The sequence below is a fragment of the Enterococcus malodoratus ATCC 43197 genome (assembly GCF_000407185.1).
Taxonomy (GTDB): domain Bacteria; phylum Bacillota; class Bacilli; order Lactobacillales; family Enterococcaceae; genus Enterococcus_A; species Enterococcus_A malodoratus.
In genome coordinates, this window is sequence record NZ_KE136482.1 from 170,130 (window position 1) to 194,589 (window position 24,460).

At 41.3% G+C, this 24,460-nt stretch carries 23 protein-coding genes and 2 riboswitches; of the genes, 13 read left to right on the plus strand and 10 right to left on the minus strand.

Going from position 1 to position 24,460, the window contains the following annotated elements; translation table 11 throughout:
• Positions 1-13: 13 nt before the first annotated feature.
• Positions 14-1,771 carry an ABC transporter permease subunit gene (locus I585_RS10665; RefSeq protein WP_010741781.1) on the minus strand — a complete coding sequence of 586 codons (1,758 nt, stop codon included), beginning with the start codon at positions 1,769-1,771 and terminating at the stop codon, positions 14-16.
• A gap of 56 nt (positions 1,772-1,827) precedes the next feature.
• Positions 1,828-1,996, minus strand: a riboswitch (M-box (ykoK) riboswitch).
• A 337-nt stretch (positions 1,997-2,333) separates the two neighbouring features.
• On the opposite strand from I585_RS10665, the gene I585_RS10670 reads away from it, so the two are divergent.
• Entirely contained in the window at positions 2,334-3,236 is a 903-nt protein-coding gene (locus I585_RS10670) for a LysR family transcriptional regulator (RefSeq protein WP_010741782.1), read from the plus strand.
• A 66-nt stretch (positions 3,237-3,302) separates the two neighbouring features.
• Here I585_RS10670 and I585_RS10675 read toward each other — a convergent pair whose 3' ends face one another.
• Positions 3,303-4,427, minus strand: coding sequence for an LCP family protein (locus I585_RS10675; protein ID WP_010741783.1), 1,125 nt, complete (start codon positions 4,425-4,427; stop codon positions 3,303-3,305).
• 83 nt (positions 4,428-4,510) lie between these two features.
• A riboswitch (M-box (ykoK) riboswitch) is annotated at positions 4,511-4,678 on the minus strand.
• A 462-nt stretch (positions 4,679-5,140) separates the two neighbouring features.
• On the opposite strand from I585_RS10675, the gene I585_RS10680 reads away from it, so the two are divergent.
• Both I585_RS10680 and I585_RS10685 read left to right on the plus strand, forming a co-directional pair.
• Positions 5,141-6,724, plus strand: a complete 1,584-nt coding sequence (locus tag I585_RS10680; protein WP_034709095.1) for an Nramp family divalent metal transporter — start codon at positions 5,141-5,143, stop codon at positions 6,722-6,724.
• Complete coding sequence (locus I585_RS10685) at positions 6,714-7,139, plus strand: universal stress protein (protein ID WP_010741785.1); 426 nt, start codon at positions 6,714-6,716, stop codon at positions 7,137-7,139. Before I585_RS10680 ends, I585_RS10685 begins: the two co-directional genes overlap by 11 nt.
• A gap of 54 nt (positions 7,140-7,193) precedes the next feature.
• Here the strand turns inward: I585_RS10685 and I585_RS10690 are convergent, their stop codons facing one another.
• Positions 7,194-7,565, minus strand: coding sequence for a YxeA family protein (locus I585_RS10690; RefSeq protein ID WP_010741786.1), 372 nt, complete (start codon positions 7,563-7,565; stop codon positions 7,194-7,196).
• A gap of 241 nt (positions 7,566-7,806) precedes the next feature.
• Between I585_RS10690 and fsa the strand changes: the two genes are divergently transcribed.
• Positions 7,807-8,457, plus strand: coding sequence for a fructose-6-phosphate aldolase (gene fsa / locus I585_RS10695; protein WP_010741787.1), 651 nt, complete (start codon positions 7,807-7,809; stop codon positions 8,455-8,457).
• Between the two features lie 36 nt (positions 8,458-8,493).
• Here fsa and I585_RS10700 read toward each other — a convergent pair whose 3' ends face one another.
• The 3 genes from I585_RS10700 to I585_RS10710 form a co-directional block, all read right to left on the minus strand.
• Positions 8,494-9,507 carry an LPXTG cell wall anchor domain-containing protein gene (locus I585_RS10700; RefSeq protein WP_010741788.1) on the minus strand — a complete coding sequence of 338 codons (1,014 nt, stop codon included), beginning with the start codon at positions 9,505-9,507 and terminating at the stop codon, positions 8,494-8,496.
• 208 nt (positions 9,508-9,715) lie between these two features.
• Positions 9,716-10,648, minus strand: a complete 933-nt coding sequence (locus I585_RS10705) for a DNA/RNA non-specific endonuclease (RefSeq protein ID WP_010741789.1) — start codon at positions 10,646-10,648, stop codon at positions 9,716-9,718.
• A 25-nt stretch (positions 10,649-10,673) separates the two neighbouring features.
• Entirely contained in the window at positions 10,674-10,943 is a 270-nt protein-coding gene (locus I585_RS10710; RefSeq protein WP_010741790.1) for a hypothetical protein, read from the minus strand.
• 233 nt (positions 10,944-11,176) lie between these two features.
• Here I585_RS10710 and I585_RS10715 point away from each other — a divergent pair, with 233 nt between their 5' ends.
• The 4 genes from I585_RS10715 to I585_RS10730 are packed head-to-tail and all read left to right on the plus strand — an operon-like array spanning position 11,177 to position 15,468.
• Complete coding sequence (locus I585_RS10715) at positions 11,177-13,213, plus strand: BglG family transcription antiterminator (protein WP_010741791.1); 2,037 nt, start codon at positions 11,177-11,179, stop codon at positions 13,211-13,213.
• The gene (locus I585_RS10720) at positions 13,210-13,482 is read left to right on the plus strand and encodes a PTS sugar transporter subunit IIB (RefSeq protein WP_010741792.1); all 273 of its coding nucleotides are present in this window, start codon (positions 13,210-13,212) and stop codon (positions 13,480-13,482) included. The genes I585_RS10715 and I585_RS10720 overlap by 4 nt, the downstream gene beginning before the upstream one ends.
• Positions 13,483-13,495: 13 nt before the next feature.
• The gene (locus I585_RS10725; protein ID WP_010741793.1) at positions 13,496-14,776 is read left to right on the plus strand and encodes a PTS ascorbate transporter subunit IIC; all 1,281 of its coding nucleotides are present in this window, start codon (positions 13,496-13,498) and stop codon (positions 14,774-14,776) included.
• Entirely contained in the window at positions 14,776-15,468 is a 693-nt protein-coding gene (locus I585_RS10730) for a tryptophan synthase subunit alpha (protein WP_010741794.1), read from the plus strand. The genes I585_RS10725 and I585_RS10730 overlap by 1 nt, the downstream gene beginning before the upstream one ends.
• 53 nt (positions 15,469-15,521) lie before the next feature.
• Here I585_RS10730 and I585_RS10735 read toward each other — a convergent pair whose 3' ends face one another.
• Positions 15,522-16,169 carry a CatA-like O-acetyltransferase gene (locus I585_RS10735; protein ID WP_010741795.1) on the minus strand — a complete coding sequence of 216 codons (648 nt, stop codon included), beginning with the start codon at positions 16,167-16,169 and terminating at the stop codon, positions 15,522-15,524.
• Positions 16,170-16,318: 149 nt separating this feature from the next.
• On the opposite strand from I585_RS10735, the gene I585_RS10740 reads away from it, so the two are divergent.
• The 3 genes from I585_RS10740 (at position 16,319) to I585_RS10750 (ending at position 18,916) form a co-directional block, all read left to right on the plus strand.
• Positions 16,319-17,035 (plus strand): DUF5131 family protein, encoded by a 717-nt coding sequence (locus I585_RS10740; protein ID WP_010741796.1) that lies wholly within the window; start codon positions 16,319-16,321, stop codon positions 17,033-17,035.
• 172 nt (positions 17,036-17,207) lie between these two features.
• Positions 17,208-17,852, plus strand: coding sequence for a TetR/AcrR family transcriptional regulator (locus I585_RS10745; RefSeq protein ID WP_010741797.1), 645 nt, complete (start codon positions 17,208-17,210; stop codon positions 17,850-17,852).
• A 101-nt stretch (positions 17,853-17,953) separates the two neighbouring features.
• The gene (locus tag I585_RS10750) at positions 17,954-18,916 is read left to right on the plus strand and encodes an alpha/beta hydrolase (protein WP_010741798.1); all 963 of its coding nucleotides are present in this window, start codon (positions 17,954-17,956) and stop codon (positions 18,914-18,916) included.
• Positions 18,917-19,050: 134 nt separating this feature from the next.
• Here I585_RS10750 and I585_RS10755 read toward each other — a convergent pair whose 3' ends face one another.
• Positions 19,051-20,622 carry an Nramp family divalent metal transporter gene (locus tag I585_RS10755; RefSeq protein WP_010741799.1) on the minus strand — a complete coding sequence of 524 codons (1,572 nt, stop codon included), beginning with the start codon at positions 20,620-20,622 and terminating at the stop codon, positions 19,051-19,053.
• A 163-nt stretch (positions 20,623-20,785) separates the two neighbouring features.
• On the opposite strand from I585_RS10755, the gene I585_RS10760 reads away from it, so the two are divergent.
• The gene (locus I585_RS10760) at positions 20,786-21,226 is read left to right on the plus strand and encodes a hypothetical protein (protein ID WP_010741800.1); all 441 of its coding nucleotides are present in this window, start codon (positions 20,786-20,788) and stop codon (positions 21,224-21,226) included.
• A gap of 42 nt (positions 21,227-21,268) precedes the next feature.
• Here the strand turns inward: I585_RS10760 and I585_RS22890 are convergent, their stop codons facing one another.
• The gene (locus I585_RS22890) at positions 21,269-21,853 is read right to left on the minus strand and encodes a helix-turn-helix domain-containing protein (RefSeq protein WP_010741801.1); all 585 of its coding nucleotides are present in this window, start codon (positions 21,851-21,853) and stop codon (positions 21,269-21,271) included.
• Between the two features lie 347 nt (positions 21,854-22,200).
• Between I585_RS22890 and I585_RS23940 the strand changes: the two genes are divergently transcribed.
• Positions 22,201-22,737: a hypothetical protein gene (locus I585_RS23940; RefSeq protein ID WP_010741802.1), complete on the plus strand. Its 537-nt coding sequence runs from the start codon at positions 22,201-22,203 to the stop codon at positions 22,735-22,737.
• A 9-nt stretch (positions 22,738-22,746) separates the two neighbouring features.
• On the opposite strand, the gene I585_RS10780 is transcribed toward I585_RS23940, so the two are convergent.
• On the minus strand, positions 22,747-24,276 hold the full coding sequence (locus I585_RS10780) for an ABC-F family ATP-binding cassette domain-containing protein (protein WP_010741803.1): 1,530 nt from the start codon (positions 24,274-24,276) through the stop codon (positions 22,747-22,749).
• Positions 24,277-24,460: the final 184 nt, after the last annotated feature.

Here is a 24,460-nt window from a genome sequence, read left to right on the forward strand (position 1 = left end):
ATTTTGATGCGTTTTAATAATGAAATTTTTCTTTAGCCACTCGATATAGGGGCTGCCAGATGAAGGCAATGCAGAGGCCTACCATAAAGCACATCGCCAATGTTCCAAGAGCAGACTTGTCTTTGATGCCGTCATTGACGGAAATATAGTGGCCCAATCCTGTGACATCGATCGATTTCTTTCCCCATTGAATACTTTCAGCCGCAATGTCGGCATTCCAAGCAGCTCCAGCAGCATTGATAATCGCAGTGATGATGTAGGGCAAAATGGAGGGAATAAGGTATTTTACCCACCATTGCCATTTAGATAATTTAAAAATTTTCGTGACATCTCGAATATCGTCCGGGATCGCTAAGTAACCAGCGATAACATTGAAGAAGTAGTACCATTGACAGCCAACCATAATCAAGGGCAACAGCCACCATTCCAATCTATTGAAGCCCATGCTGATAAAAATAACGATAAAGGGCGTGTAGACATTAGATGGAATCGATCCTAGGATTTGACCGATTGGCTGAACAAAGTTTAAGCGGCGATTGTCACTCGCTACCCAAATCGCTAAAGGCGTAAAGATCAATCCGGCAACAATCATCGCCAATGTAACCCGTAAAGTAGTATACAGCGTCAATTTCGGGATCATCCCAAAATCTTGATGGGGCAAGAAATGATAGAGCTTGATGGCATAAACGATCACTAAGATGGCCAGACCGACGTACCACAGAGTTTTAAAGAAATTACGAAACCTCGCCACTAGCTTATAGAGCCGATCCAGCTTTAAGAAATACCAAATTTTCGGCAGTTTATAGATCCAAAAGTGACTGAAGGCCGAGAAAAAACGGGAGCAGCGTTTGGTTAATGTCGCCTCTTTGAGCACTCGATAAATAATAGATTTTGGCGGAACAGAGCTTTCGACATCGGTCTCATACTTAAAATAATAGGTTGCGCGAACTAACGGCTGAAAGACTAAGAAGTTGAGAATCACAACATTCAGCAGCAGTGCCAAGACAGCCCATAGACAGGCCTTAAAATCGGCACGATCCAATGCAATCTGAATGTACGAGCCGATTCCAGGTAAGAAAAGTGTCGTGTCTTTCGGAATAGCCACGGAGGCCTGCTCACTGGCGACTAAGGCGAACCAAGCCGCTGTTTGAGAAATAATCACGTTCCACAGCAGTCCTGGAATCGCGTAAACAAACTCTAAGCGCCAAAATTTTTCCCAAGGGTTGTATTTGAATTGATCCGTGACATTGGACAAGTCAGAGGGGATGACCTCCATGATTTGGTAGAGGGTCAACATAATATTCCAAGCTTGTCCGGTGAAAATCGCAAAGATCGCGACACATTCCGCGCCTAGTACGTTTCCGGGGAAAAGCCCCAACAGCCAAGCGGTGGTGAAGGTCAAGAAGCCCAGCAGCGGCACGGATTCTAAAAAGTTGACCATGGGCAAAATGATTCGTCGAGCAGTTTTGTATCTCACTGCCAGTACGCCGAACACAAATGAAAAGAGAAAGGACCAAAACATCCCGACAATCATTCGAAACATTGTCCGAATGGAAAAGTAAACTAAGTTCGAAGCAGCAAGAAAATCGTGGGTTTTACTTGCTGTTGCTAAAAAGTCTTCTGAGGGCAGTGAATGGAGCGGTCGATTCATTTTTATCAAAGAGAAGATCAAGATGAATGCAAACAACACTACGATCACTAAGAATGTAAGATTTCCGATCCCTTTCTTTAGTGTGCTGTTTTCTTTGGATGGTGCGCGTAAAACGTTCAATGGAAAAACCTCCTAAAAAATCATATTAAGGAGGTCGCCGAATAAACAGTTTTATCAGGAAATCACGTTAATTGAGCTTTGGCTTTCTGAGACGTAAGAAAAGATCTTCTAGTTATCTTAGGAAAGCCTTAATTCGACAATCCCTGCTTTACTCGTTACTGTCTCTCGACATTTCCGAGCGATAACCTATGTTCTTCAGAGTAACCTCACCTAATATGATTTTTATTTTATTGTGCACACCCATCATACTCGTGAAGGGGGAGAAAGCAATTGCCTTAAAGCGGCCGGCTGATTTCTCGAAAGGGAGAGTCAGTATAAATAAAGGCTTTCTGCGACTTTTCGCTTTTTGGATAATCGCTTTCCAGATTATTGGAACGGGCAGCTATTGATGCGTTCAATCAATGATCCTGTTTTTCGTTCAAAAAGTTATTAAAAAAATATCAATCAATCGTTAATCGCTGTTAAAGAACTTCTGTTATCAAATGTTTTTCCTTGATTATTTGGGGTGAGTAAGAGCAAAATTAGGTTGACCTAAAATATTGCGTGCTTGGAAGTGAAAAAAATGTCAATTGAAAAATTAGAGTATTTCTACCTTATCGCTAAATACAACAGCCTTTCTAAAGCTTCTCAGGAGCTGTATGTAGGCATTTCCTCATTAAGTTCGGCACTGAAAAGTCTTGAAAATGAACTTGGCTACGATTTATTTCTTCGCCATGGGAAGAAATTGGTATTAAGTGAAGAGGGAGAAAAAATCCTGCCGTTTGTTAAACGGATTATTGAGGAGGCCAAGAAAATTCATTTTCCGCTCTATCAAATGATTGATCGGCCTTCCTTTAAAGTAGGAATCAGCGAATCAGTTTTGATATTCGAAGCGGGGGAGTGTGCTTGCAGGGATGAATCCTACACAATCAACTATATTAATGCGGCTCCGCTAGAGCTGTTTAATCAGTTAAAGCAAAAGGAAGTCGATCTGGTAATCACCAGCAGTGTGGTGGAGGACCCACAATTTGAACGAACGTCTTTGATCCGTTCAAAAATGGTCTTGGCCGCCAATGCCTCCCTAGTGAAAAATGAACTGAAGCAGGCAACCGCCGAAGATTTAGAAAAAATGCCTTTTATTGTCTTAACAGATCATTTAGGGCATCGGCAGCTAACTCAACGAACAGCGAACTTTTTCAATATTGCACCTGATTATCTTTATTGCCATGACAGCTTAGGGATTCATAAATGGCTGAAGGAGAAAAAAGGGGTTTTTGTGATCCATGCGATTGAAAAGGAGCTGTTAGCCAGCGAGTCGATTCATTTTCTGGCTTTACCTAGCGCCTTAAGCCTGGAATTCTATTTATATAAAAATAAAACCAGTCATCATGCTTTTGATATTGAGGCGGTCGAAAATGACCTAAAACGGATTTTCAAAGAGATAGAAATTAAAGGGAATGGCCGACCGGCCCTAAGCAGCCAATAATTTTAAACAATAAAAACAGCGTATGAGTGTCTCCGTCAGAGAACTTATACGCTGTTTTCGTCGTTATCAAGGGACAAACCCATTTTTAGTTTTAACAGTAGGCAGCGCACCGGTTTCTGTATTATCTGGTGTGCCGATGTAGGTATTGCCGTTGAGGGAGGTAGATTCCTTGTCTTCGGCCGCTTCATCTTGAACAGAGTAGTCGCTTTGATAGAGATAGTCGCCGTCGGTATGGAAGACAAAACCTTTTTTGTCTTGTTCATTTTTTTTGTCAATCCCGAGACTCACTCTCAGTTCGTGGCTTACATAATCGATGCTATCTGGATACAGCTCCACCATGCTGCGACCTTGGTTGCTGAAGGTTCGCCAATCAAAAGTGAGACGCTGCTTTTCGTAGTCACTGTAAACCAAGCCGTTTTTCATCAGCGCCAGCAGCTGATCGGTGGTAATGTCTGTTTGGATATTGTTATTAAAGGAATCAATGATACCTGTAAGATTTTTGACGGCTTCTTTGGATTTTAATTTATTTCCGACGGATTGGATGATTTCCTGCTGGCGGAATCCGCGCATGATATCGTTATCGCTGTGGCGTTCCCGCGCATAAGACAGGGCCTTTGTCCCGTCGACATGTTGTTTTCCTTCGTCAAAGTGAATCGCGCCCGGGCCGTCCTTCGTCACACCGTCAAAAGAATGCTGGACATCAATATCGATTCCGCCGATCGCATCAATGAACTTAATGAAGGATAAGAAATTGAACACGCAATAATGATCAATCGGAATGTTCAATAATTTTTCTACCGTATTGATAGAAGCGGTCGGTCCGTCAAAGGTGTACGCCGCCTCAATCCGCTGGTTGCCGTGATAATTTTTTGAATCAATCGGCACAAAGCTGTCTCGAGGCAGACTGCAGAAGGTAATCTTTTTGGTCTTATTATTGAGCGTGACGACCATCATGGCGTCAGTCCGCGTGGTACCCAGCTTTCTTTCGATCGTATTGTCCAAACCCATGATCAAAAAGGCTTCAGTATCCTTTTTGTTCTTAGTGTGATACTCATTTTTTATAGGATGATAGCCGTTATCCAGCGTTTTCCTTAAATGCTGGTTGGCGAGTAAAAAATAGGCGGAAACAGAAATGGTGCACATTAAAATCGCTGTGAGACAAAGTAAAATAATCTTTTGCGCTCGTTTCATGATAAGACTTCCTTTCGATATAAAACGGATTTGTATTAACAAAAAGGATAGCCCTCTTACATACAATAAGAAGGCTATCCTTTCGTGTCCTCTCATCGTCTGAGTTTTAGCACTATACAACGTAAAGAAGATCCTTAGCTATATTTAGAAAAGCCTTAATTCGACAGTTCCTGTTTTACACATTGGCATCTTTCGATGTTTCTGCGCAATAGCATATGTTTGTATAGAAGCCTCACCTAACAAGGTATTTGCTGCTGTTAACTGAGTATATAATAACGGTATTGGATAAAAGAAAATAGTTGGATACTTTTTCTTAACAATATATTTAAAATTGAAATTACTAAACAAACATTGTTGAATAGGCGAAAAGGCTTTACGAAAAAAACGAAAAGAGCGTATTAAAAGAACGCTTTTCATATTTTTGTTTTTCAAAAATAACTATTTTAAGGTAATTGAAGCTGCTACTGACCCAATAAGTAGTAAGGCCAGAAAAGAAACGAGGGGACATTAGGGAAAAATTTTATGATTGAGAAAGGAACATTCTGACATAACACTTTCAGTTCAAAAAAAGTCAAAGCTGGGGTCTTTTAGGCACCACTGCTTATTGCGAAAAAAGGTTATCTGCGATATTTTAGGTTTGCCTAAAATAATTATAAGAGCTTTTTTTGAAAGAAGGAATTTGATTGAATGATCCGCATCCAAACAAAAGAAAGGTGACGCACACGAAGCATCACTTAGTAGAATATGCAAACGGACCGTCACTGGAAGAAATCAACGGAACTATCGAGGTTCCCAAAAATATGGGCTTCTGGAAAACTCTATTCGCTTATTCAGGCCCTGGGGCATTAGTTGCCGTTGGCTATATGGACCCGGGAAATTGGTCAACCTCGATTACCGGGGGACAGAATTTTCAATACCTGCTGATGTCGATCATCCTCATGTCTAGTTTGATCGCCATGCTGCTGCAATATATGTCAGCCAAATTAGGAATCGTGTCTCAAATGGATTTGGCTCAGGCGATTCGAGCGAGAACCAGCAAATCATTGGGCGTCGTTCTGTGGATTTTAACGGAGCTGGCGATCATGGCAACGGATATCGCTGAAGTAATCGGGGGAGCCATCGCTCTTTACCTTTTGTTCCATATTCCCTTATTCATCGCGGTGTTCATTACCGTTTTTGATGTCCTGCTGCTGCTTTTATTGACTAAAATCGGATTTAGAAAAATCGAAGCAATCGTCGTAGCATTGATTGTCGTCATTTTTATTATTTTCGCCTATCAAGTAGCACTGTCAAAACCGGCTTGGAACGAGGTTATCAAAGGACTGGTGCCAAGTGCTGAGGCATTTTCAACGAGTCACCCCGTCGCTGGACAAACACCCTTGACCGGCGCATTGGGAATTATCGGAGCAACCGTGATGCCGCACAATCTTTACTTGCATTCTTCGATAGTACAAAGTCGAAAAATCAATCACAACGATCCGGAAGATATTGCGCGGACCTTGCGCTTTTCAAAATGGGATTCGAATATTCAGTTGACAATGGCCTTTTTTGTCAATTCTCTGCTCTTAATTATGGGAGTGGCGGTTTTCAAAACAGGCAGTGTCGCAGACCCGTCATTTTTCGGTCTGTTCAAGGCTTTATCAGATCCTACTGTAATGAACAACTCCATCTTGGCCCACGTAGCAAGTTCAGGTATTTTGTCGATTCTTTTCGCGATTGCTTTATTGGCTTCGGGACAAAATTCAACGATTACCGGGACACTTACGGGGCAAATCATTATGGAAGGCTTCGTTCATATGCGGGTGCCAATCTGGTTGCGGCGGTTGGTCACCCGACTCCTGTCAGTTATCCCTGTATTGATCTGTGTGTTGATGACCAGTGGGAAAAGCGACGTAGAGGAGCATATCGCGATCAATAATTTGATGAACAACTCGCAAGTCTTTCTGGCTTTTGCCTTGCCATTCTCGATGCTGCCGCTGCTGATGTTTACCGATAGTCGGATTGAGATGGGCGAGCGTTTCAAAAACTCTTGGCTGATAAAACTCTTGGGCTGGCTCTCAGTTTTAGGCCTGATCTTTTTGAATATGAAGGGCTTGCCGAATCAAATTGAAGGATTCTTTGGCGATGCAGCGACGACGAGCCAGCTTCAATTCGCTGATAATCTGTCGTATGGAATCATTGTCCTGGTTCTGCTCGTTCTAATTTGGACCATTATTGAGCTGTACAAGGGAGACAAACGCTATGCCCAGCAACTGAAAACAACTAGAGCAGAAGGGAAGAGTGAAGATGAATTTTAAGAAAATTATGGTTGGTGTAGACGATAGTCCAGATGCACTAAAGGCATTTCGTTATGCCATCCAAGAGGCGCGTCAGGCGATGGCTGAATTGATTATTGTTTCTATATTAGAGGAAAAAAATATCAATGTGTATCAATCCTTGGATAAGAATTATTGGGAAAAGGAAATGAATGAGTTGAGAGAGCGAAGCGAGAAGTACAAACAGGAAGCGCTCGCCTCTGGGGTCGTTCGTGTTACCACAATCGTCAATGAAGGCAATCCGGGGGAATTGATTGTCAATAAATTTATTCCGATAAACCAGCCAGATCTGCTGGTCATCGGAGCGAAATCGACGAGCAGAATAAGAGATTTTTTCGGAAGCCAAGCTGCTTATATGGCGAGATACGCCAAAATATCGACGATTATTATCCGCTGATTTTTAAAAAAGATTCGCCTGTCAGAGCTGACGGGCGAATCTTTTTCGTTTCTATTAACGCGGATCAATTACTTTTAATGCTTTCTCTGGGACTTGGTCACGCCGGATTTCTTCATAGGTTTCAATGTGAGCCCCTTTATTAATGAGCTTCAAGTAACGATTAGTCTGGAGTTCGGACATCCCGTCAAATTGCACGGTTCGTGTTTTGCCGTCCTTGTTTGCCGCAATTTGCTGATAGCTGGCAGCCCCATGGATATCCACCGATTGGGGCTTCGTTGTTTTCACATAGATTTCGCTTTTCGGAACTAAAGGATTAAGTTGATCCAAAACCCCGGCGACCTCACTGGTTGAATGTTTAGAATAAAGCATGGTACCGAATAATAAAATGAGGGCTCCGATAAGGACACCAAGTATTTTTTTGATCATAACTCTTTTTCTTCCTTTCACCTTTGATACCTTTAGCTTACCAATGATGAAGGTATCAAAAATCGGGCGAGGGACCTATCTGCGACTAACAAAACTGTCACACAGTCGGCGGCGGAGATTGAAGAAACTGCCGGGAGTGAGTATACTTATACAATAGTAGGAAAGTCATTTATAGGCAGACAAGTCAGACAGGTGCAATCGGTGTTGCAGGCGATGGAACAAGTGATTATAGGAGGAAATTATGAAATTTTTTCTAGACACAGCGAATATTGAAGAAATCGAACGAATCAATCAGCTTGGCTTAGTGGATGGTGTAACGACAAATCCCACGATTATCGCAAAAGAGGGCAAAGATTTTGAATCCGTTATCAAAGAAATTTGTGCGTTGGTAGATGGGCCGGTCAGTGCAGAAGTCACCTCGTTAGATAGTGATGGGATGATTCGTGAAGCGCGGGAGATCAATCAATGGGCCGCCAATATCGTGGTGAAGATCCCGATGACAGAGGCCGGACTAAAAGCCGTTCACACAATTTCTAAAGAAGGAATCAAAACCAATGTCACCTTGATTTTTTCGGTAGCTCAAGGGTTGATGGCCGCAAAAGCTGGGGCGACGTATGTCAGTCCGTTCTTAGGGCGGCTGGATGATATTGCCTCTGACGGGATTCAATTGGTGAGTGATCTAAGAGAAATTTTTGATATCTATGACTTTAAAACTGAAATCATTGCGGCAAGTGTTCGCAATCTTGGGCATGTCGAAGCCTCTGCATTAGCGGGTTCAGATATCGCTACGATCCCAGGAAATCTATTCGAGAAATTATGGAGCCATCCATTGACGACGAATGGGATCGCCCAATTCGAAGCCGATTGGCATGCCTACCAAGCAAAACAATAAAAAATCAGTGAGCAGATTTTTGCTCACTGATTTTTTTTATTTTTTACGATTTCGACGAACCATGATAAAGGCAATTAGAGCTAAGATAATGACGCCAGCCACCGTTAACCAGGTTCTTCTTTGTTCACCGGTTTTTGGTAGGAAGCTAGAACCGCTGTTGTCTTTTTTATCGTTTTTAGCCGGGGCGTTGTTCTCAGCGCTTTTTGTCGTTGAGGCTGTTGATTCTTCGGTTGTCGAAGTATCTGTTGTACTTGAACTTGTCGTTCCAGCCCGAACAGCATCATCTTTCGCATACCGCGCGATCCAAGCAATAATCCCAGGGAAAAAGTTTCCTTGCGTTCCAATCATTTGTTCTTGAAGCGGTGAAATGTGTTTTAGGACATTTGTTAACTCCTGATTGCTCATTTGACGAATCGGCATAAAGGAGCTATTGCTAGGGTACAGTGCCGCTAAGTATGCCTGCAAGCTGTCAAGTTGATCAATCATTTCAAGAGCATTGGTGTAATTATTTGGATTGTAATTTAAAATATTTTCGATTTTACTCCAAGATAGCGTGTTGTCTTTATAAAGTGCCTGTAAGATTCGAGCATAACCGCCGACATCCAAGCCGTAGGTATCTGCGCTGATTCGTTGGCACAAATTCATTGCATTCAATAATTGCTGGTCAGAATAACCGTCAACTTCGCTTGATGAAATTAAACTTTTCATTGATTCGTCTTTCAACATTTCGCGAATTTTTTCAGGATCTTGCTCGTTGCCGACAGGATCGTTACTCTTTTTCACGCCAGTCTCTTTTTCAATTTGCTCAACCGTTTTATCTTTGGCTTTCTGAATATCTTTAACTTCGCTGTTATCAGCAGGCGCGGCTGAGGTTGATTCAGTAGTCACACTAGAGTCAACAGTTCCGTTGTCACTGCTTGCTTCAACGGGAGTCGTCTGTTCGGTTGCGGCTACAGGGGAATTCTCTGCTGGAGCCGAATTCTCAGTTTCAGCATTCGCGCTGATGGGGAATAGAATGAATAGCGATAAAGCAAATAGTAATTTTTTCAAAAATCTCACTCCTTAGTCAATGTTGTGAATGTCCTTCATGCCGTGTCTCATCCAACGAGATCTTTCAAACAATTTGTCGATAAGAACTTTTTATACCTCCAATTATTTCAAGCTGCAATGAGTTAAACAGGCAATTTAATCTTTTCGTAACATTATTGTAACATAAGAAATGTATCTGTAAAGTATTAATGTGAATTTTTTTTCAAATTTATTTTGCGGCGCGATATCCGGCTTTTTTTGCTTCATCAATTGTCTTGAACCACGCTCTTGGATTCGTAGTATTGTCGTAATATTTGCTGCCGGGCAAGTGGTAGACACCGCTTTTTGAACCCTTGATCAATCCTTTGCCGGAGCTATCAACGTATTCTTTCTCGGGAGAAGCAGTCGAGGACGTTAATGAAGTTGATGATTGCGACTTAGTGCCGATCGTACTAGTGCCGTCCGCATAATTTAAGTTGACGCCTTCTTGCACATTAAAAATGTAGACATTGAAATGAATATCGTCGTTGCCGATAGATTGAGCCATCATGTGGACGCCACGAGCTAACAGTTCATCGCCGCGAAAAACAGGAACGACAGAATAGCGAACGTAATTTTTATTACTTTTTTCTAAATAGTATTTGATATCCATTTCAAACCGCAGCATCTCCGGACTGTTCAATTGCCGAGTTCCAGTGATCAAGTTTTTCCAATTGGCATTTTGTCCGGTTAATTGATACCCAATCAGATGAGAACGATTGAAAAGGTATTGGCCGTTGATTTTTTTATTGTGCCAACCTGTCGGCGTGACGCTGGAAATCTCGCCGCGTTTCTCAGTGGGCATCAATTTTTTATTTAGTAAAGCTTCCGCATCAGTCGCTCGATTCAAATGATCCAAGTCGCCGAATTTTTCCCAAGGACCATTCGCAGTAGAAAGATCCTCTTTAGTGAAGGTCGGGTTATTTTGATTGATCTCGATCGTCTGAGTGCCTTCATAGTTAAGCTGAGCCAAATCCTGCTGTGCTGAAACGACTTGCGATTGTGTTTGCGTCGTTGCTGGTGTGGTCGTTTTTGGTTCTTGAAGATGATCTTTTACGCCGTAGACAGCGAAACTAGCTGCCACAATCACGATTGCAGCAACTAGTTTAGTTTTTTTTGACAAGGGGAATTGCTCCTATTCTTTCAAGTTATTCGGGCGCGCCGATGATCTTGATGTATTCATCAGGATTCATAATTTCAAAATGTTTCGCAACTAATTGATTGCGCTTGTTGCGGCGACCTTCAATATGAATCATATATTTGTTTTCCGGTAAGCGAAAAACATAACCGGAAAGATAACGATCTTTGATCAAAACTTCGGTCTTCGTTTCGCCATCGCTCATAATCAGTAAAGACATCATGATCGGCTTTTCTTGCAGTAAAATCGTTTTTTCTAGTAAGCCGCGATATTCTTCCAAAAAATCACATCCTTTTAAAAATCTATAGGTCAATTTTAGCATTTTTAAGCAATTAATGCTCTGATAAAGAAATCGCGCTTAAATCTGTTACTTTTAATTATGGTTTAAAAATGCAAAAAACTAATTATTATCAATGGTTGCTAGCTGGAACAGTTCCTTTCAAATTTTTTGAAAGGAACTGTTCTTTTTCATGGCGATTGTGATGACTTATACTAAATTCAGGAGGAAAGCTTATGGATAATCGATTATCAAATTTATATACTTTGCTAGCAAAACAAGGAAAAATCGTTGAAATCAATCAGTTGGCCAAACGATTTCACGTGAGTACTCGAACGATTTATAACGACATCAATAAATTAAATGAAACGCTAAGTTCTGTTTCCGAGAAGACAATCATCATTGATAAAGCGCGTGTTGAGTACAGCGTTGACAGTCCGGTAGATATCGAGAAACTATTGCTCAATAATAGTGATTTTGTCAGCAGTGATAAGCAAATCAGGCGGATTCGCGTTTTAGAGTCTATCTTACTTTCAGCGGGTATTTTTAGTTCTGAAGATTTGCTGCAACGGACATTGGTTTCTAAAAATACCTTATTGAGTGATTTGCAGAAGATTAAAAGGAAACTTGAGGAAAACGGAATCGAACTTGAAACACTCCCATTCCGGGGGTATCGAGTGATTGGCGATGAAATCCTTATTCGCAATCTGCTGGCCGCAACACTTGAACAAGATCCGTTACTATTTGAAACGGAGCACTTTGAGCATGAAAAAGAGTTATTGCGTGATATTGAAGCATTTATCGAAAAAATTTGTGATCGATTGGGTATTCAATTAAGTGATGAAGCTTTTCAAAAGGTACTTATCCATTTCTGGATTACGAAGAAACGAATCGAATTGGGAGAGACGCTTTCGACAATTAGTGAAAAGGACTTTTTGAGTAAAGAAGAACAGACTTTATTTGACTATCGAAGGGAGTTGGCTGAACTTTTTGGCCAACCTGTCAGTTCAACAGAACAGATTTATTTAGCCAATAAATTGTCCGAAGCCTCGATCACAAAATACCAGGAGTTGATTTCTGATAAGTGGGTAACCTTCAATCTGCTAGTTGAAACGTTTATTACCGCAGTGAATAGTGAGTTGCCTGAGTTAGTTTTCAAAGGGGATCAGAAATTGTATGAGGGACTGATCAATCATTTGCGGCCAGCTTATAAACGAACGTTGGCGAAAGAATCGTTAGAAAATCCAATGTACGATTATGTGTTAGATCATTACTGTGACTTGCATTTGATTATTCGTAAACAGATTTCGTCGATTGAAAAAATGTTGGAGATCACGTTTTCGGATCATGAGATTAGTTTCTTTACGCTATTTTTCGCCGCTTCGTTGGAACGCAAAAAGTTTTATGTACCTCATAAAACCAAAATAGTCATCATTTGTCATGCCGGAATCAGCACGTCGGAAATATTAAAAAGCAAAATCAAAAATATTTTTAACGTTGACGTCATTGGAACTTTTGGGGCTAAGGAAGGAGTCAAATGGCTGACGGATCACAAAGTTGATTTAGTGATTACTACGATTTCTTTAGAGATCAAAAGTGTCCCGTTTGTTCAAGTGAATCCTTATTTATCTGAGGAAGACATCAGCATTATCAGCGGTTTTATTAAACCCGTTTTCCATGAGGTTGAGGTTGGAAAATTGTTGGAAATAGTCAAGCAGTATGCGGTGCTGAGTCCGCAGCAGGTACAAAGTCTCTCGAAGGAATTTACGAATTATCTTAATCTCAAATCAAGTGAAAATATAACAAGGGAGTATCAGCCTATGCTTAAAGAAGTATTGACAGAGGAATTAATTGACCTGCATTATCGTGCTGAGAATCGTGATGAAGCAGTTAGAAGAAGCGGAGAATTGCTAGTAAAAAATAATTTAGCAACAGACGCTTATATTGAGGGCATGATAAAGAATGTTGAAGTTAATGGCACTTATATTGTGATTGCGCCTGGGATCGCCATGCCGCACGCGCGTCCAGAAGAAGGCGCTTTGGCTATCGGTTTTAGCGTCGTCACTTTGGCAGAACCTGTAGTATTCGGGCACCCTAAGAACGATCCGGTGAAGATCGTGATTGGTTTATGTGCGGTGGATCATCAGACCCATCTGAAGGCCTTAGCGGAACTAGTGGAGATATTATCCCATGAAGAAAATGTCGAACGTTTCTTGAAGGCTAAAGAAGCAAAAGAAATCTTAGCGATGGTTAAAGGAGGAAATGAATCATGATAAAAATTGTAACCGTTTGTGGCGCCGGTGTCGGCAGCAGTATGATGATGCGTTTGTTTACCCAGCAAATTTTGGATGCCGAGAGTGTCGAGGCCACGGTTGATGCAGCCGATATTGGTTCGGTGGATCCTAATAGTTATGATATTTTGATTACCACTTCGGATTTTGCCGATACTTTACGGGACTCAACGGCTAAAATCATCCGAATCGATAACATGATGGATAAAGAGTATCTGAGGGAGCAACTGTTGAGGACGATAAATGAATAGGGGGGCTTAAAAAATGTCGGTCTTTTTATATATTGTAAATAATGTACTGAGTCAAGCAGTGTTTATTATTGGGATGGTAGTGATCGTCGGGATGGTCGCTCAAAAGAAGAGCTGGGATCAAATTTTACCTAGCACACTCAAAACAATGATCGGCTTTACTATGATCAATGTCGGAGGGCAAACATTGGGCGGGGCCTTGCTGCCGCTGCAACAAATGATCTCGAAAATTTTTGATATGAAAGCTTTCTCTTCAAATATTGGTGTCGCTCAAGCTGAAAGTTTTGCGGATATCGGAACAGAAATGGCGTTGATTTTTGCTTTCGGCTTTCTGATCAATCTTTTGCTGGCCCGGTTTACCCGCTTTAAGTATGTACATTTATCTGCGCATGTCTCTTTCTTCTTTGCGGGATTGATTGCGGCCTTATTAAAATTTAATACGACGTTACCGTTTACTGGTATTGTTGCTGTCGGAGCGATTATGTTAGGGCTGTACATGACCTTTAGTTGTGCGTATGTGGCTGTTTGCATGAAAGGGGTCAAAGGCGGGGAAGGATTTACCTTAGCGCATTCTAGTTCTTCTGGTTTATTAGTAGCTACTTTATTGGCTAAGCTATTCGGAAATAAAGAAAATGATCTGGAAGAAATGGAAATTCCTAAGAAGCTGAATTTTCTAAGAGAGATGACGATTGCTTTGACCTTAGTTATGACTGTTCTATTCTTGATCGTCAGTCTCTTTGCAACGCCTAGCTGGACGATGGAAAACATTACGGGTGGCCAAGATATTATTGTCTTTTCTTTATTACGAGGTGTTGAATTCGGGATGTGGATTACCGTCATCATCACAGGTGTACGTATGATGCTTTCTGAAATTATTCCAGCTTTCCACGGAATCGCCAATAAGATTATTCCTAACTCTAAGCCGGGGCTGGATATTCCCTTGCTGTTTCCTAGTTATCCTACTTCAGTGATCGTCGGCTTTTTATGCAGTTTAGTCGCTGGTTTAACCGGAATGTTGATTTTAGGAGCGATAAATTATCCAGTGGTTGTCTTTCCGGCGTTAATTCCTACTTTCTTTACAGGAGCTGCGACAGCGATTTTCGGCAATGCTCATGGAGGACGCAGAGGAGCAATTTTAGGTTCTTTAGCAAATGGATTCATTTTGATTTTTGGTCAAGCATTCTTGCTTCCGATGGTCGGCAGTTATGCACCGATTATGCGAATCTTAAGTGAGACAGATTACACCGTCTATGGGCCAATTCTAGGATGGATTCTGCAATTACTTGGAGGTGCGTAATGAAAAATTTAGTCTTATATTTAACCATCAATTATCCGACGCGCCAAACTTTTTTTGAAATATTAGATCTCGTTGAAGAATTTAAAATCGGCTATGTTGAGATTGGAATTCCGGTTGCTGATCCTTATTTAGATGGCGCTATCGTTAGAGAATCGCAAGAGAAAGTTTTTCCAGATTTAACTATGGAAGAAATCACATCGGTGTTAGCTGAAATACGCGAACACTATTCATTCAAAATAATCTTGATGACTTATAACGAAGGGGTGGAATCTTTCAAATTGGAGCAGCTTTCTCAAAGTACTTATGATGCAATTTTATGTGTAGATAAAAAATTAGATACGGAGAAATATCCGGGACTGGTCCATACGTTTAGTAAACAGTTGGATAAGACGGCGGTAGCCTCACAATTATCGCAAAGCTCCCAATTCATTTATCTAGTTTCTGGTGAAGGGAAGACCGGCGAGTTTGATCAGCTGCCGAATGACTATATTGAATTGCTGCCATATGTCAAAAAGAATACCGACCTGCCAGTATTTGTCGGGTTTGGTGTTAAAGATCCTGAAGATATCGCCAGCATTTTAGCGAACGGGGCAGATGGCGCGATAATCGGATCTGAGTTTATAAAACGCTTTAATCAGGGCGGAATAGCTAGTTTAAAGGCTTATTTAACTGAAATACGTACAGTTTATTAAGAATACGCGAGTCAAAAGCCATCAGAAATCGGTCTGATGGCTTTTGACATGCTCTACATTGGACAAAAATCATTGGAAAGCTGCTGAAGCTCTGCATAAAGTTGTGAAATATGATAGCCGACAGCTGCCGCATGACTGATTTGAATGGTAAATGGCAGCATGAGTCGTCCATTAATGGACTGATATTTTCCCCAAGTAATAATTGGCTCCAAATTGGGGCGCTCATTGTACATTTGCAGACTAAAATCTTTATAGTACATCCAAGGAATGCAGGAAATATAAAATAAATTGCGGGGGGTGTTGCTCCAATCAATTCCGGCAGTGTCGCGGTTTGCTTCAATGTCACCAACGGCATTTTTATAAAATGTGGCGAAAGAGGGATCATAGGCCGTATAAAGATTGTGAAAAGAATGATCTTCGTCGTGAAACATCGTGTATGACGGTGACACATTTTGCCAGATTCCAGCATTTCCCTGTTCGTCATAGCCCATCTTAAATTCGTCAAATTTATTTACAGCAGCGGATACTAAATGAATAAATGACGCATAAAAACGAAGCTGTTTTTCTTTGCATTGGACGACGACATTTGTGACATCAATATCCGCAGTCAATGTGATGGTATTTTTGACATTGTGAGTGAAATGCTCATAGGCTTGCTTGCGATTCCAATCAGTTAGATCCTCAATTTTTCTAAATTCCATAGTTTGATGCTCCTGTTCTTGATTTTCCTTGATTATACCAGAGCAAAATATCTTTAGGATAAACGCAGTAAAAGAGGTGTATTTTTGGGCGAATAAAGAAATCGCTCACGAAATTTGATATGATAAAAGAAAAAAGCAGGTGAGAGCGCATGGGAGCTTGGAATCCATGGCGGGGCTGCCGCCGCGTCAGCGAAGGATGCAAATATTGTTTTATTCATGAAGGGGATAAAAAGCGCGCTGTCGATACAAGTAAGATCGAAAAAACAGCCCAGTTTGATGCACCGATCAGAAAAACGAAAAATGGCTATAAAATGAAGGGCGGCCAAAGAGTTTTCGTTTGCTTTTCTAGTGATTTCTTAGTCGAAGAGGCAGACTCGTGGCGGGATGAGTGCTGGCAAATGATTAAAGAGCGCAGCGATTTGAACTTTATGTTTTTGACTAAGCGAATCGAACGATTGATGGATTGTGTGCCGGAGGATTGGGGCGATGGCTATGAGAATGTCACGATCGGTGTCTCGGTAGAAAATCAAGCCAGAGCGGATCAGCGGTTATCCTTACTACAAAAATTGCCGATTAAGCATAAAACGATTGCTTGCCAGCCTTTGCTTGAAGAAATAACGATCCGTGATTATCTGACGGATATTGAAGTGGTCGTAGCCGGCGGGGAATATCATAAAAATGCTCGGCCATTAAACTACGATTGGATGTTGAAATTACGCGAAGAAGCAATTTCTAAAGGTGTGGCCTTTGAATTTCGTCAATGCGGCACCCATTTTATTAAGGACGACCAAGAATATCAACTGAGCTATCGGCAATTGTTTTCGCAAGCCAAAAAGGCGGGAATCAATTGGTATCCGGACAAATAAAAAGCAGAAATCCTATCATCAGGGATTTCTGTTTTTTTGTTTCGGCTGGTAAAAATGATTCCAATTATTGAGATATGGCGGATGAAAGTCAATTTCTCAATTGACAAGACCAAAAACGATTGCTAAACTTATAAAAAACCGACCGTTGGTTTTTTATTTAGGAGGTATAGAAATGCCGAGAAAAAATAATCCGAAACAAACAATCGAAAATATTGTTTCTGTTTCTTCAAAACTATTTATCGAAAAAGGATACGATAAGACCAGTATGCAAGATATTGTGAATGCTTTGGGGATGTCAAAAGGGGCCATTTTTTATCACTTTGATTCTAAAGAAGCGATTTTTAATGCAGTGATGGAGAAGGAATTTGAGCGTGTGGCAGAAACAGTCAGCGGATGGCTGATGGACATGCAGGGACTAACAGCTAAAGAAAAACTTAGCCGTTTACTCAAACTAAATTTAACTGATGAAACAGTTAATGAGTCCAGCACGATGATTGCCAGTGTTGCAGGCAGTCCCCAAGTCATACTAGGATCTATTCAAAACAGCCTAGAAAAATTAGCACCCATAATTGCAGCTGTTATACGTGAAGGGATAGAAGATGGAAGTATTACCACAGAGTTTCCGGATGAATGTGCGGATGTATTTTTACTGATGCTCAATTTCTGGTGTGATACGGACGTATTTCCCGGTGATAGTGAGGTAGTTGTAAAACGTTTTCGCTTTTTACAGCACATGATGAAACAATTGGGTGTTGATATCGTAGAAGATGAAATCATTGAAGCAGTTGCAAGTTTTTATCAAAAGGGCTCTATGTAGTAGACTGATTCAGGTTCAATAAAGCTGAAATTGACTAAGTTTTTTACTCAGCTTTTGAAGAATAGATACATTGAACCATTATCTTAAGGAGGGATTCTATCATGTTGATTCTATTAATAATTGCCGGAGTCATTGCTGTCGTAGTTTTATTTTTAGCTGTATTGACGGTTGTTCATCAAACGCGCTCATCGTCGGAGTATGAGCGATTGGAAGCACCTGGCGAAGTTGTGGAAGTGGCTGGGCACAAGATGCATGTCTATTTAGAAGGCGAACACGCAAATGAAAACGCGCCATTGTTAGTCTTTCTAGTGGGAAGCAGCGATCCATTTCCGGTTTTTACTTTCCGTCCATTGTATTCAAAGCTTTCGAAAACCCACAGAATCGCGTTAGTAGAGAGGCCTGGGTTTGGCTATTCTGAGGAAACCGATCAACCGCGAGATGTTGATAGGATTCTTTCGGAAACTCGTACAGCGTTAAGTCTTGTCGGGGAAGGTGATCGGCAATATATTCTGCTTCCTCATTCGGCAGCAGGATTGGAGGCTCTTTATTGGGCACACAGATACCCCGATGAAATCGCCGGTATTCTAGGATTAGATATGGCTGTTCCCCAAGCCGTTTCAGCTAGCAAAATCAATCCATTCGTACTTAAACTGGTAAAGCTTTTAGCATTTATTGGAGTGCACCGATTATCGGGTGTCGCCATGATGAATGGGATAGTGGACTTATCGGCCATTGAAAAAGATCTGTCTGTTCATGACAAGGAACAAATGAAGCTGTTGTTTAACACAACAATGTATAAAAATGTCGACAAAGAAACACCGGAATATCTCAAGGCTGCTCAGCTTATAGAGGAACAAGGTATTTTAAATAAACCGATGATTTTATTCTATTCAGGTAAATTCGAAATGATGGGAAGCAAGCCGGGATCTTGGCTAAAGCATAAAAAGCAATTCGCACTTGAACATAATGTCCCATTGATTCACATAGATGCCGGTCATTTATTGATGTCTGAAAAGCCTGAGCTTATCGCCCAACAAGCCTATGATTTTATGGCCGCTTTGTGAGGCGAAAAACGAACCGTTTGCGAGAGAATCGAATAAAAAAACCTTTCGATCGAATAGGCTGCGAATCACGAGCTTAATTGATCAAAAGGTTTTTTCTTTAGTGATTTAAAACGCATCATTTACAGAAGGAAGAGTTATTCCGATAAATCTTCTTCCATTTCCTTAGTAGCAAGTGCGACGCGTTTATTACCTTTGTAGAGTTCGACAATCGTCCAAACGAGCAAAGCAAGAACAGCGGCGATTAATACATAAGCAATCGTATCTGCCGTGATGATTTCCGCAGCGGAAGGGGTGTCACCGAAGAATCCTTCGACTTGACTAGGTAATCCGATCAAGTTCAGATAAGTCAATCCGATAACGGATACCCAACCTAGGAGTTGAACGAACCATTTGTTCTTAAAGCGTTCCCCCATTTCCGCCGAGCTGTTCGTCATCATCAATAGCGGCAGCATAGAGAACGGTAAGGCGAAAGCTAGGAAAACTTGCGAATTGTTCATTAAATTGTTCAATGCTTCATGTTCTTCAACCACGGTACTGCCGCGAGTTAACAGCACACAGATTAATACGGGAACGACTGAGATCAGCCGAGTGACTAAACGACGCAACCAGATTGGCATCCGCATATGAACGAAGCCTTCCATAATAACTTGTCCAGTCAAGGTACCAGTGATTGTTGAATTTTGACCAGAAGCTAGAAGTGCGACTGCGAATAAGGTTGATAACGCGCCAGTCTTAGCGACACTTCCTAAAATACCGTTACTCAAAGTATCAGGATTAGATAATGCTTCATACAATCCGAAGAATGACGGATCTTTGACGGTTCCTGTTTTGAAGACCGCCACACCCATGATCAAAAGCAAAGCATTGACTAGAAAGGCTAATGACAATTGGATGTTTGAATCCCAAGTTGTGAAACGAACCGCACTTGCGACTTCTTCTTCATCGTCATGATCGATGGCACGTGTTTGTGAAACGGCTGAATGCAAGTAAAGGTTATGGGGCATTACGGTTGCTCCGATAATACCAAGAGCTCCAGTCAATGGTGTTTGTCCGCCAATCGCAGGAGAGTCGGCGAAGGTTTCATGAGTTGGAACGAAACCTTTCAACACATTGCCCCAATCGGGATTGGACAGGGCTACTTGATAAATAAAGACGAAGAGAATCACGAAAATCAAACATACCACGATGGCTTCGATTTTTCGAAACCCGACTTTTGTTAACAGCAGCAGTAAGAATACGTCAAAGACCGTGATGAAAACGGCGATGACTAGTGGAATGTTAAACAATAAATACAGCGCGATGGCTGCCCCGATAACTTCCGCAATATCGGTTGCCATGATAGCCAATTCGGTCAAGATCCAAAGGACGATTCCTAATGATCGGCTGGTTCTCGCACGGATTGCTTGGGCCAAGTCCATTCGAGTGACGATTCCTAGTTTAGCAGCCATGTATTGCAGCAGCATCGCTACCAAACTAGAAAGCAAAATGACCGACATCAATAGATATTGGAAATTTTGACCACCAGTGATAGAAGTTGACCAGTTACCTGGGTCCATATAGCCGACAGCGACTAACGCTCCCGGTCCTGAATAGGCGAGGAGTGTTCGCCAGAAACTTTTTCCTTTCGGTACTTTGATCGTACCGTTGACTTCCTCTAATGAAAGTCCGTTTGTATGTTCTAAAAGGGGATGATTTTTTGTACTCAAGACGCTCCCACCTTTCTCTAAACTTTTCTACGATGCAATAATACACCCAAAATCAGGAAAAGAAAAGAAAAAGATTCGGTATGCCTAAAATTAATTAAAAGCATATTTCTTTGGCATAAATCAGTTCTAATTTACACTTAAAAGAAGAATATGAGGTGAGAATATGACAGATTGGCATACTCAATTAGATGGCACCTGGGAAATAAAAGGGACGAACTTTCCAATGTGGCTGACCGATAAAAGAAAAAATCCCCGAATCACGTATAAACGAACCGAGAAAAATGCGGTGGAATTACTTGATTTAGTTGAATACGAAGCGAATGGCAAAACAAAACAAATCAAAGGCATCGATCGCTTAGTTGCGGAGCAATTTGTTTGGCGCGGTTTAGGAATTTTGAAGCTTTTAAGCAGCCGCTGGAAGGTCGTGACGGTGAAGGGCGATGTATTAGTGATTCGTTTTGAAAAATCGTTGGTGACACCGGCCGGAGTGGACGTATTAGTCAAAAAAGGTGCGGTGATCCCAAATTTACAGCAGCGAATACAGGAACATTACAAAAGTTTTGGACTGACTTTACAAGAAAGAAACGAGCTTCAATGGAGCTAAAGCAAAAAGGCCTCTCGAATGAGAAGCCTTTTTCGTTTGTTCTTATAAGCCTGTAGCTCTAGACTGACTTTCGTACCAAAGCTCTTGTGGTGAGTAGCTGTCTTTACCGAATAGCAGAACCGTACCATCCTCCAGAATCTCGATGTCAGTGCCTAGCCACATTATTGTCGGACCACCGCCAATTAATAAGCGGCGTTTGCCTCGGCCTTTGGTTAATGAATAGGCATCTAGGTAATCATTCAGATAATGTGATTTCAAGTAACGTATATCGCCATTGTCAAAGGTGATGATCAGAATATTGGCGGCATTTTCGACTTTCACCGCTTTTGGAACGTCTCCTTCTGGATAACTTGGTTTAGAATCGGTCTCTTTCTTTTTCATGGTATTTTCTCCTTTTTTAGAAAAGAGTGCGTGAAGAAATGACGGCTTGGAATTTCCCAGCAGCTTATCTGTTGAGATCTGGAAAAATTCACTTAGCTGCAGCAGCGTATCCAAATCGGGATAACTTTTATTAAGCTCCCACTTAGAAACAGTTTGGGGAGTGACATGCAGGTGGTCCGCCAATTGCTTTTGCGACATTTCCTTTGCTTGTCTCAATTCTTTTAATCTGGTTCCGATCTCTACCATAAGTTTACCCTCCGAGTCATTTGATAAGCAATAAACTGTTGATTGAAAGGGCGAAAAAGCCACTCAACCAACAGTTGAGTCCGTGATTGACTAATTAAATACTATCATAAGCCCATTTATTAGTGATAGAGCGAGTAAAAAAACCTTCATTTTATTCAAAAAATTTTATTAATCAAACAACGAAAGTTTTTTTATTTTTTAATTATAGATTTAAATAAAAATAAATTCTTCCTGTCGATGGGATAATACGTAGCATGCTCATTTGTGAAAGCGCTATTTCGGGTGATTTGTAAAATGTTTGCAAATGATTTACAGTGTAGGCGTAAAGCTAGAGAGGAGGAAGCAAGATGAAAAAGCAATTATTCACGCCACAGCAATTATTTCACTTGAAAAGAAAAACGTTGGAAAAAAGAATCACCAATTTTTATCAGGAAACAGAAAATGGGGACATGGCCATCAAGTATTTGATAGCGCTGCAAGTTCGGGATGAGTTAGGGACGGAGGACTTTCGCTGGATGCTGAAGGATTTGGCGCGCCATGTATTTTTGAAGACCAAGGCTACACGGACGCTGCGCCGCTATTTTAACTATTTCAAGGATTATTTTACTGCTCAGGAATGGCGGAAGATGGTTGCTCGTTTGCTTTCTTCGAAGAACTGGTTGGCAGAAAAATTAGCCAAATTAGGAACGAAAATCACTGGAATGACTGCACAAATCTTTAACAGCGCAGTTCAAACGTCAGAAGGAGCTGTGATCGGTGAACAGTTTTTTGCTGGAAATCAATTGCTTGAATCTCCGCCAAATCAAATAAAAGCTCCAACAGAGCCGCCGAAAAAAAGGCGCTGGCGACTGTTGGAGCGATTAGGCATGGTTCATTCGAGTTAATTTATTTGATTATTGGCTGATCTCAATAACACGATCGGTCCAATCTTGATAGAAGCCCTCTTCATGGGAAACCACGATAACCGTACCAGCGAAATTCGCTAGGCTTTCACGCAAACTATCTTTTGTGGCTTGATCAATATGGTTGGTCGGTTCATCGAGAATCAGGAAGTTGCCTTTTTGCATCGTCAATTGGCAAAGCTTGACTTTGGTTTGCTCGCCACCGCTTAGGGTACTCAAGGGTTCTTGAGCTAACTGATTCGGCAGGCCAGCTTTCGCCAAATGCTTGCGCAATTCTTTGACCGTTTCTTTCGGAAAATGCTCGCTTAGATATTGTAATGGGGTTTGGTAAGGATTTTCCCATTGCAGATCTTGCTCGAAATAATTGATCTTAGTATTGGCCGGAAAATGAAATTCCCCGTCAATTTTCGGAATTGCTTCGATCAATGTTTTCAGCAGCGTTGATTTACCGATACCGTTGAATCCGCGAATCGCGACTTTTTCGCCATAACGCAGCGTCATATTGATGGGCGGCAATAAGGGTCTTTGATAGCCGATCTCGAGATCGGTCGTTTCAAGCGCCAAAGTTGTCACGATCGGTGCATAAGGAAACTCAAAGTGTGCGATCGCGTTAGAAGAAGGCGGCGTCAAACGTTCGACTTTGTCTAATTGTTTTTGCCGGCTTTTTGCCATGGTTGAACGAGAACCAGCTTTGTATTTGCGGATATATGCTTCGGTTTTTTCGATCTGCTTTTTTTGTGACGCGTACTGTTTCATGTACGTTTCTTGGAATTGTTCTTTTTGTTTTAAGGCTTTTGTTAAATTCCCAGTGTATTTGGTTAATTTACCAAATTCAATATCGGCAATATGGGTCGTGATCTGATTTAAAAAATCGCGATCATGGGAAATTACTACAAAGGTGCCGTTAAAATCTTGTAAAAACTGGCTTAACCAAGCGACATGCTCGTCATCTAAGTGGTTGGTCGGTTCGTCAAGAATCAAGACGTCTGGTTTTTCCAGCAATAATTTTGCCAGAATCAGTTTTGAGCGTTGTCCGCCGCTCAAATCTTCCAATGGTGTGTCCATCCCTAAGACATCTAAGCCTAAGCCGCTGCTCATTTCAGCAATCAAGGTATCGATCTGATAAAAATCGCCTTGGTCCAACTCGGTTTGCAAGCGACCGGCTTTTTCCAGCAGTTTATCGTTCATAGATTCGCTGTATTCCATGTAAAGTTCACCGATTTGCGCCTCTTTGGCAAAATCCGCTGCATAAGCGGTTTTCAAAAAATCCTTGATGGATAAGGTTGGATCGACTTCAACATATTGATCCAAATAACCGACATGGATATTTTTTTGCCATGCGATGGTGCCTTCATCAGGTAATTGTTCCCCCGTAATGATTTTGATCAAGGTACTTTTTCCGGCCCCGTTCTGTCCAATCAGCCCTAGATGTTCCCCTTTATTCAAATGCAATTCTAAATCTTCATACAAAATCTTATCGCCAAATTGTTGAGCGATACCTGTTAAATCTAAGATACTCATGTTTCTCCTACTTTCTTACTCAATTTCTCATCATCTAATAAAAGCAGGGGATAGTCAAGCAAAAAAGAGCCCTTTTTAAGGACTCCGTGAATTTTATAGCTGGGCAGAAAATAAATAGATGAGGATATCAGAAACAACATCGATCATTTGCCCAAAGAATTCGACTGCCCACTGGATCAGACCG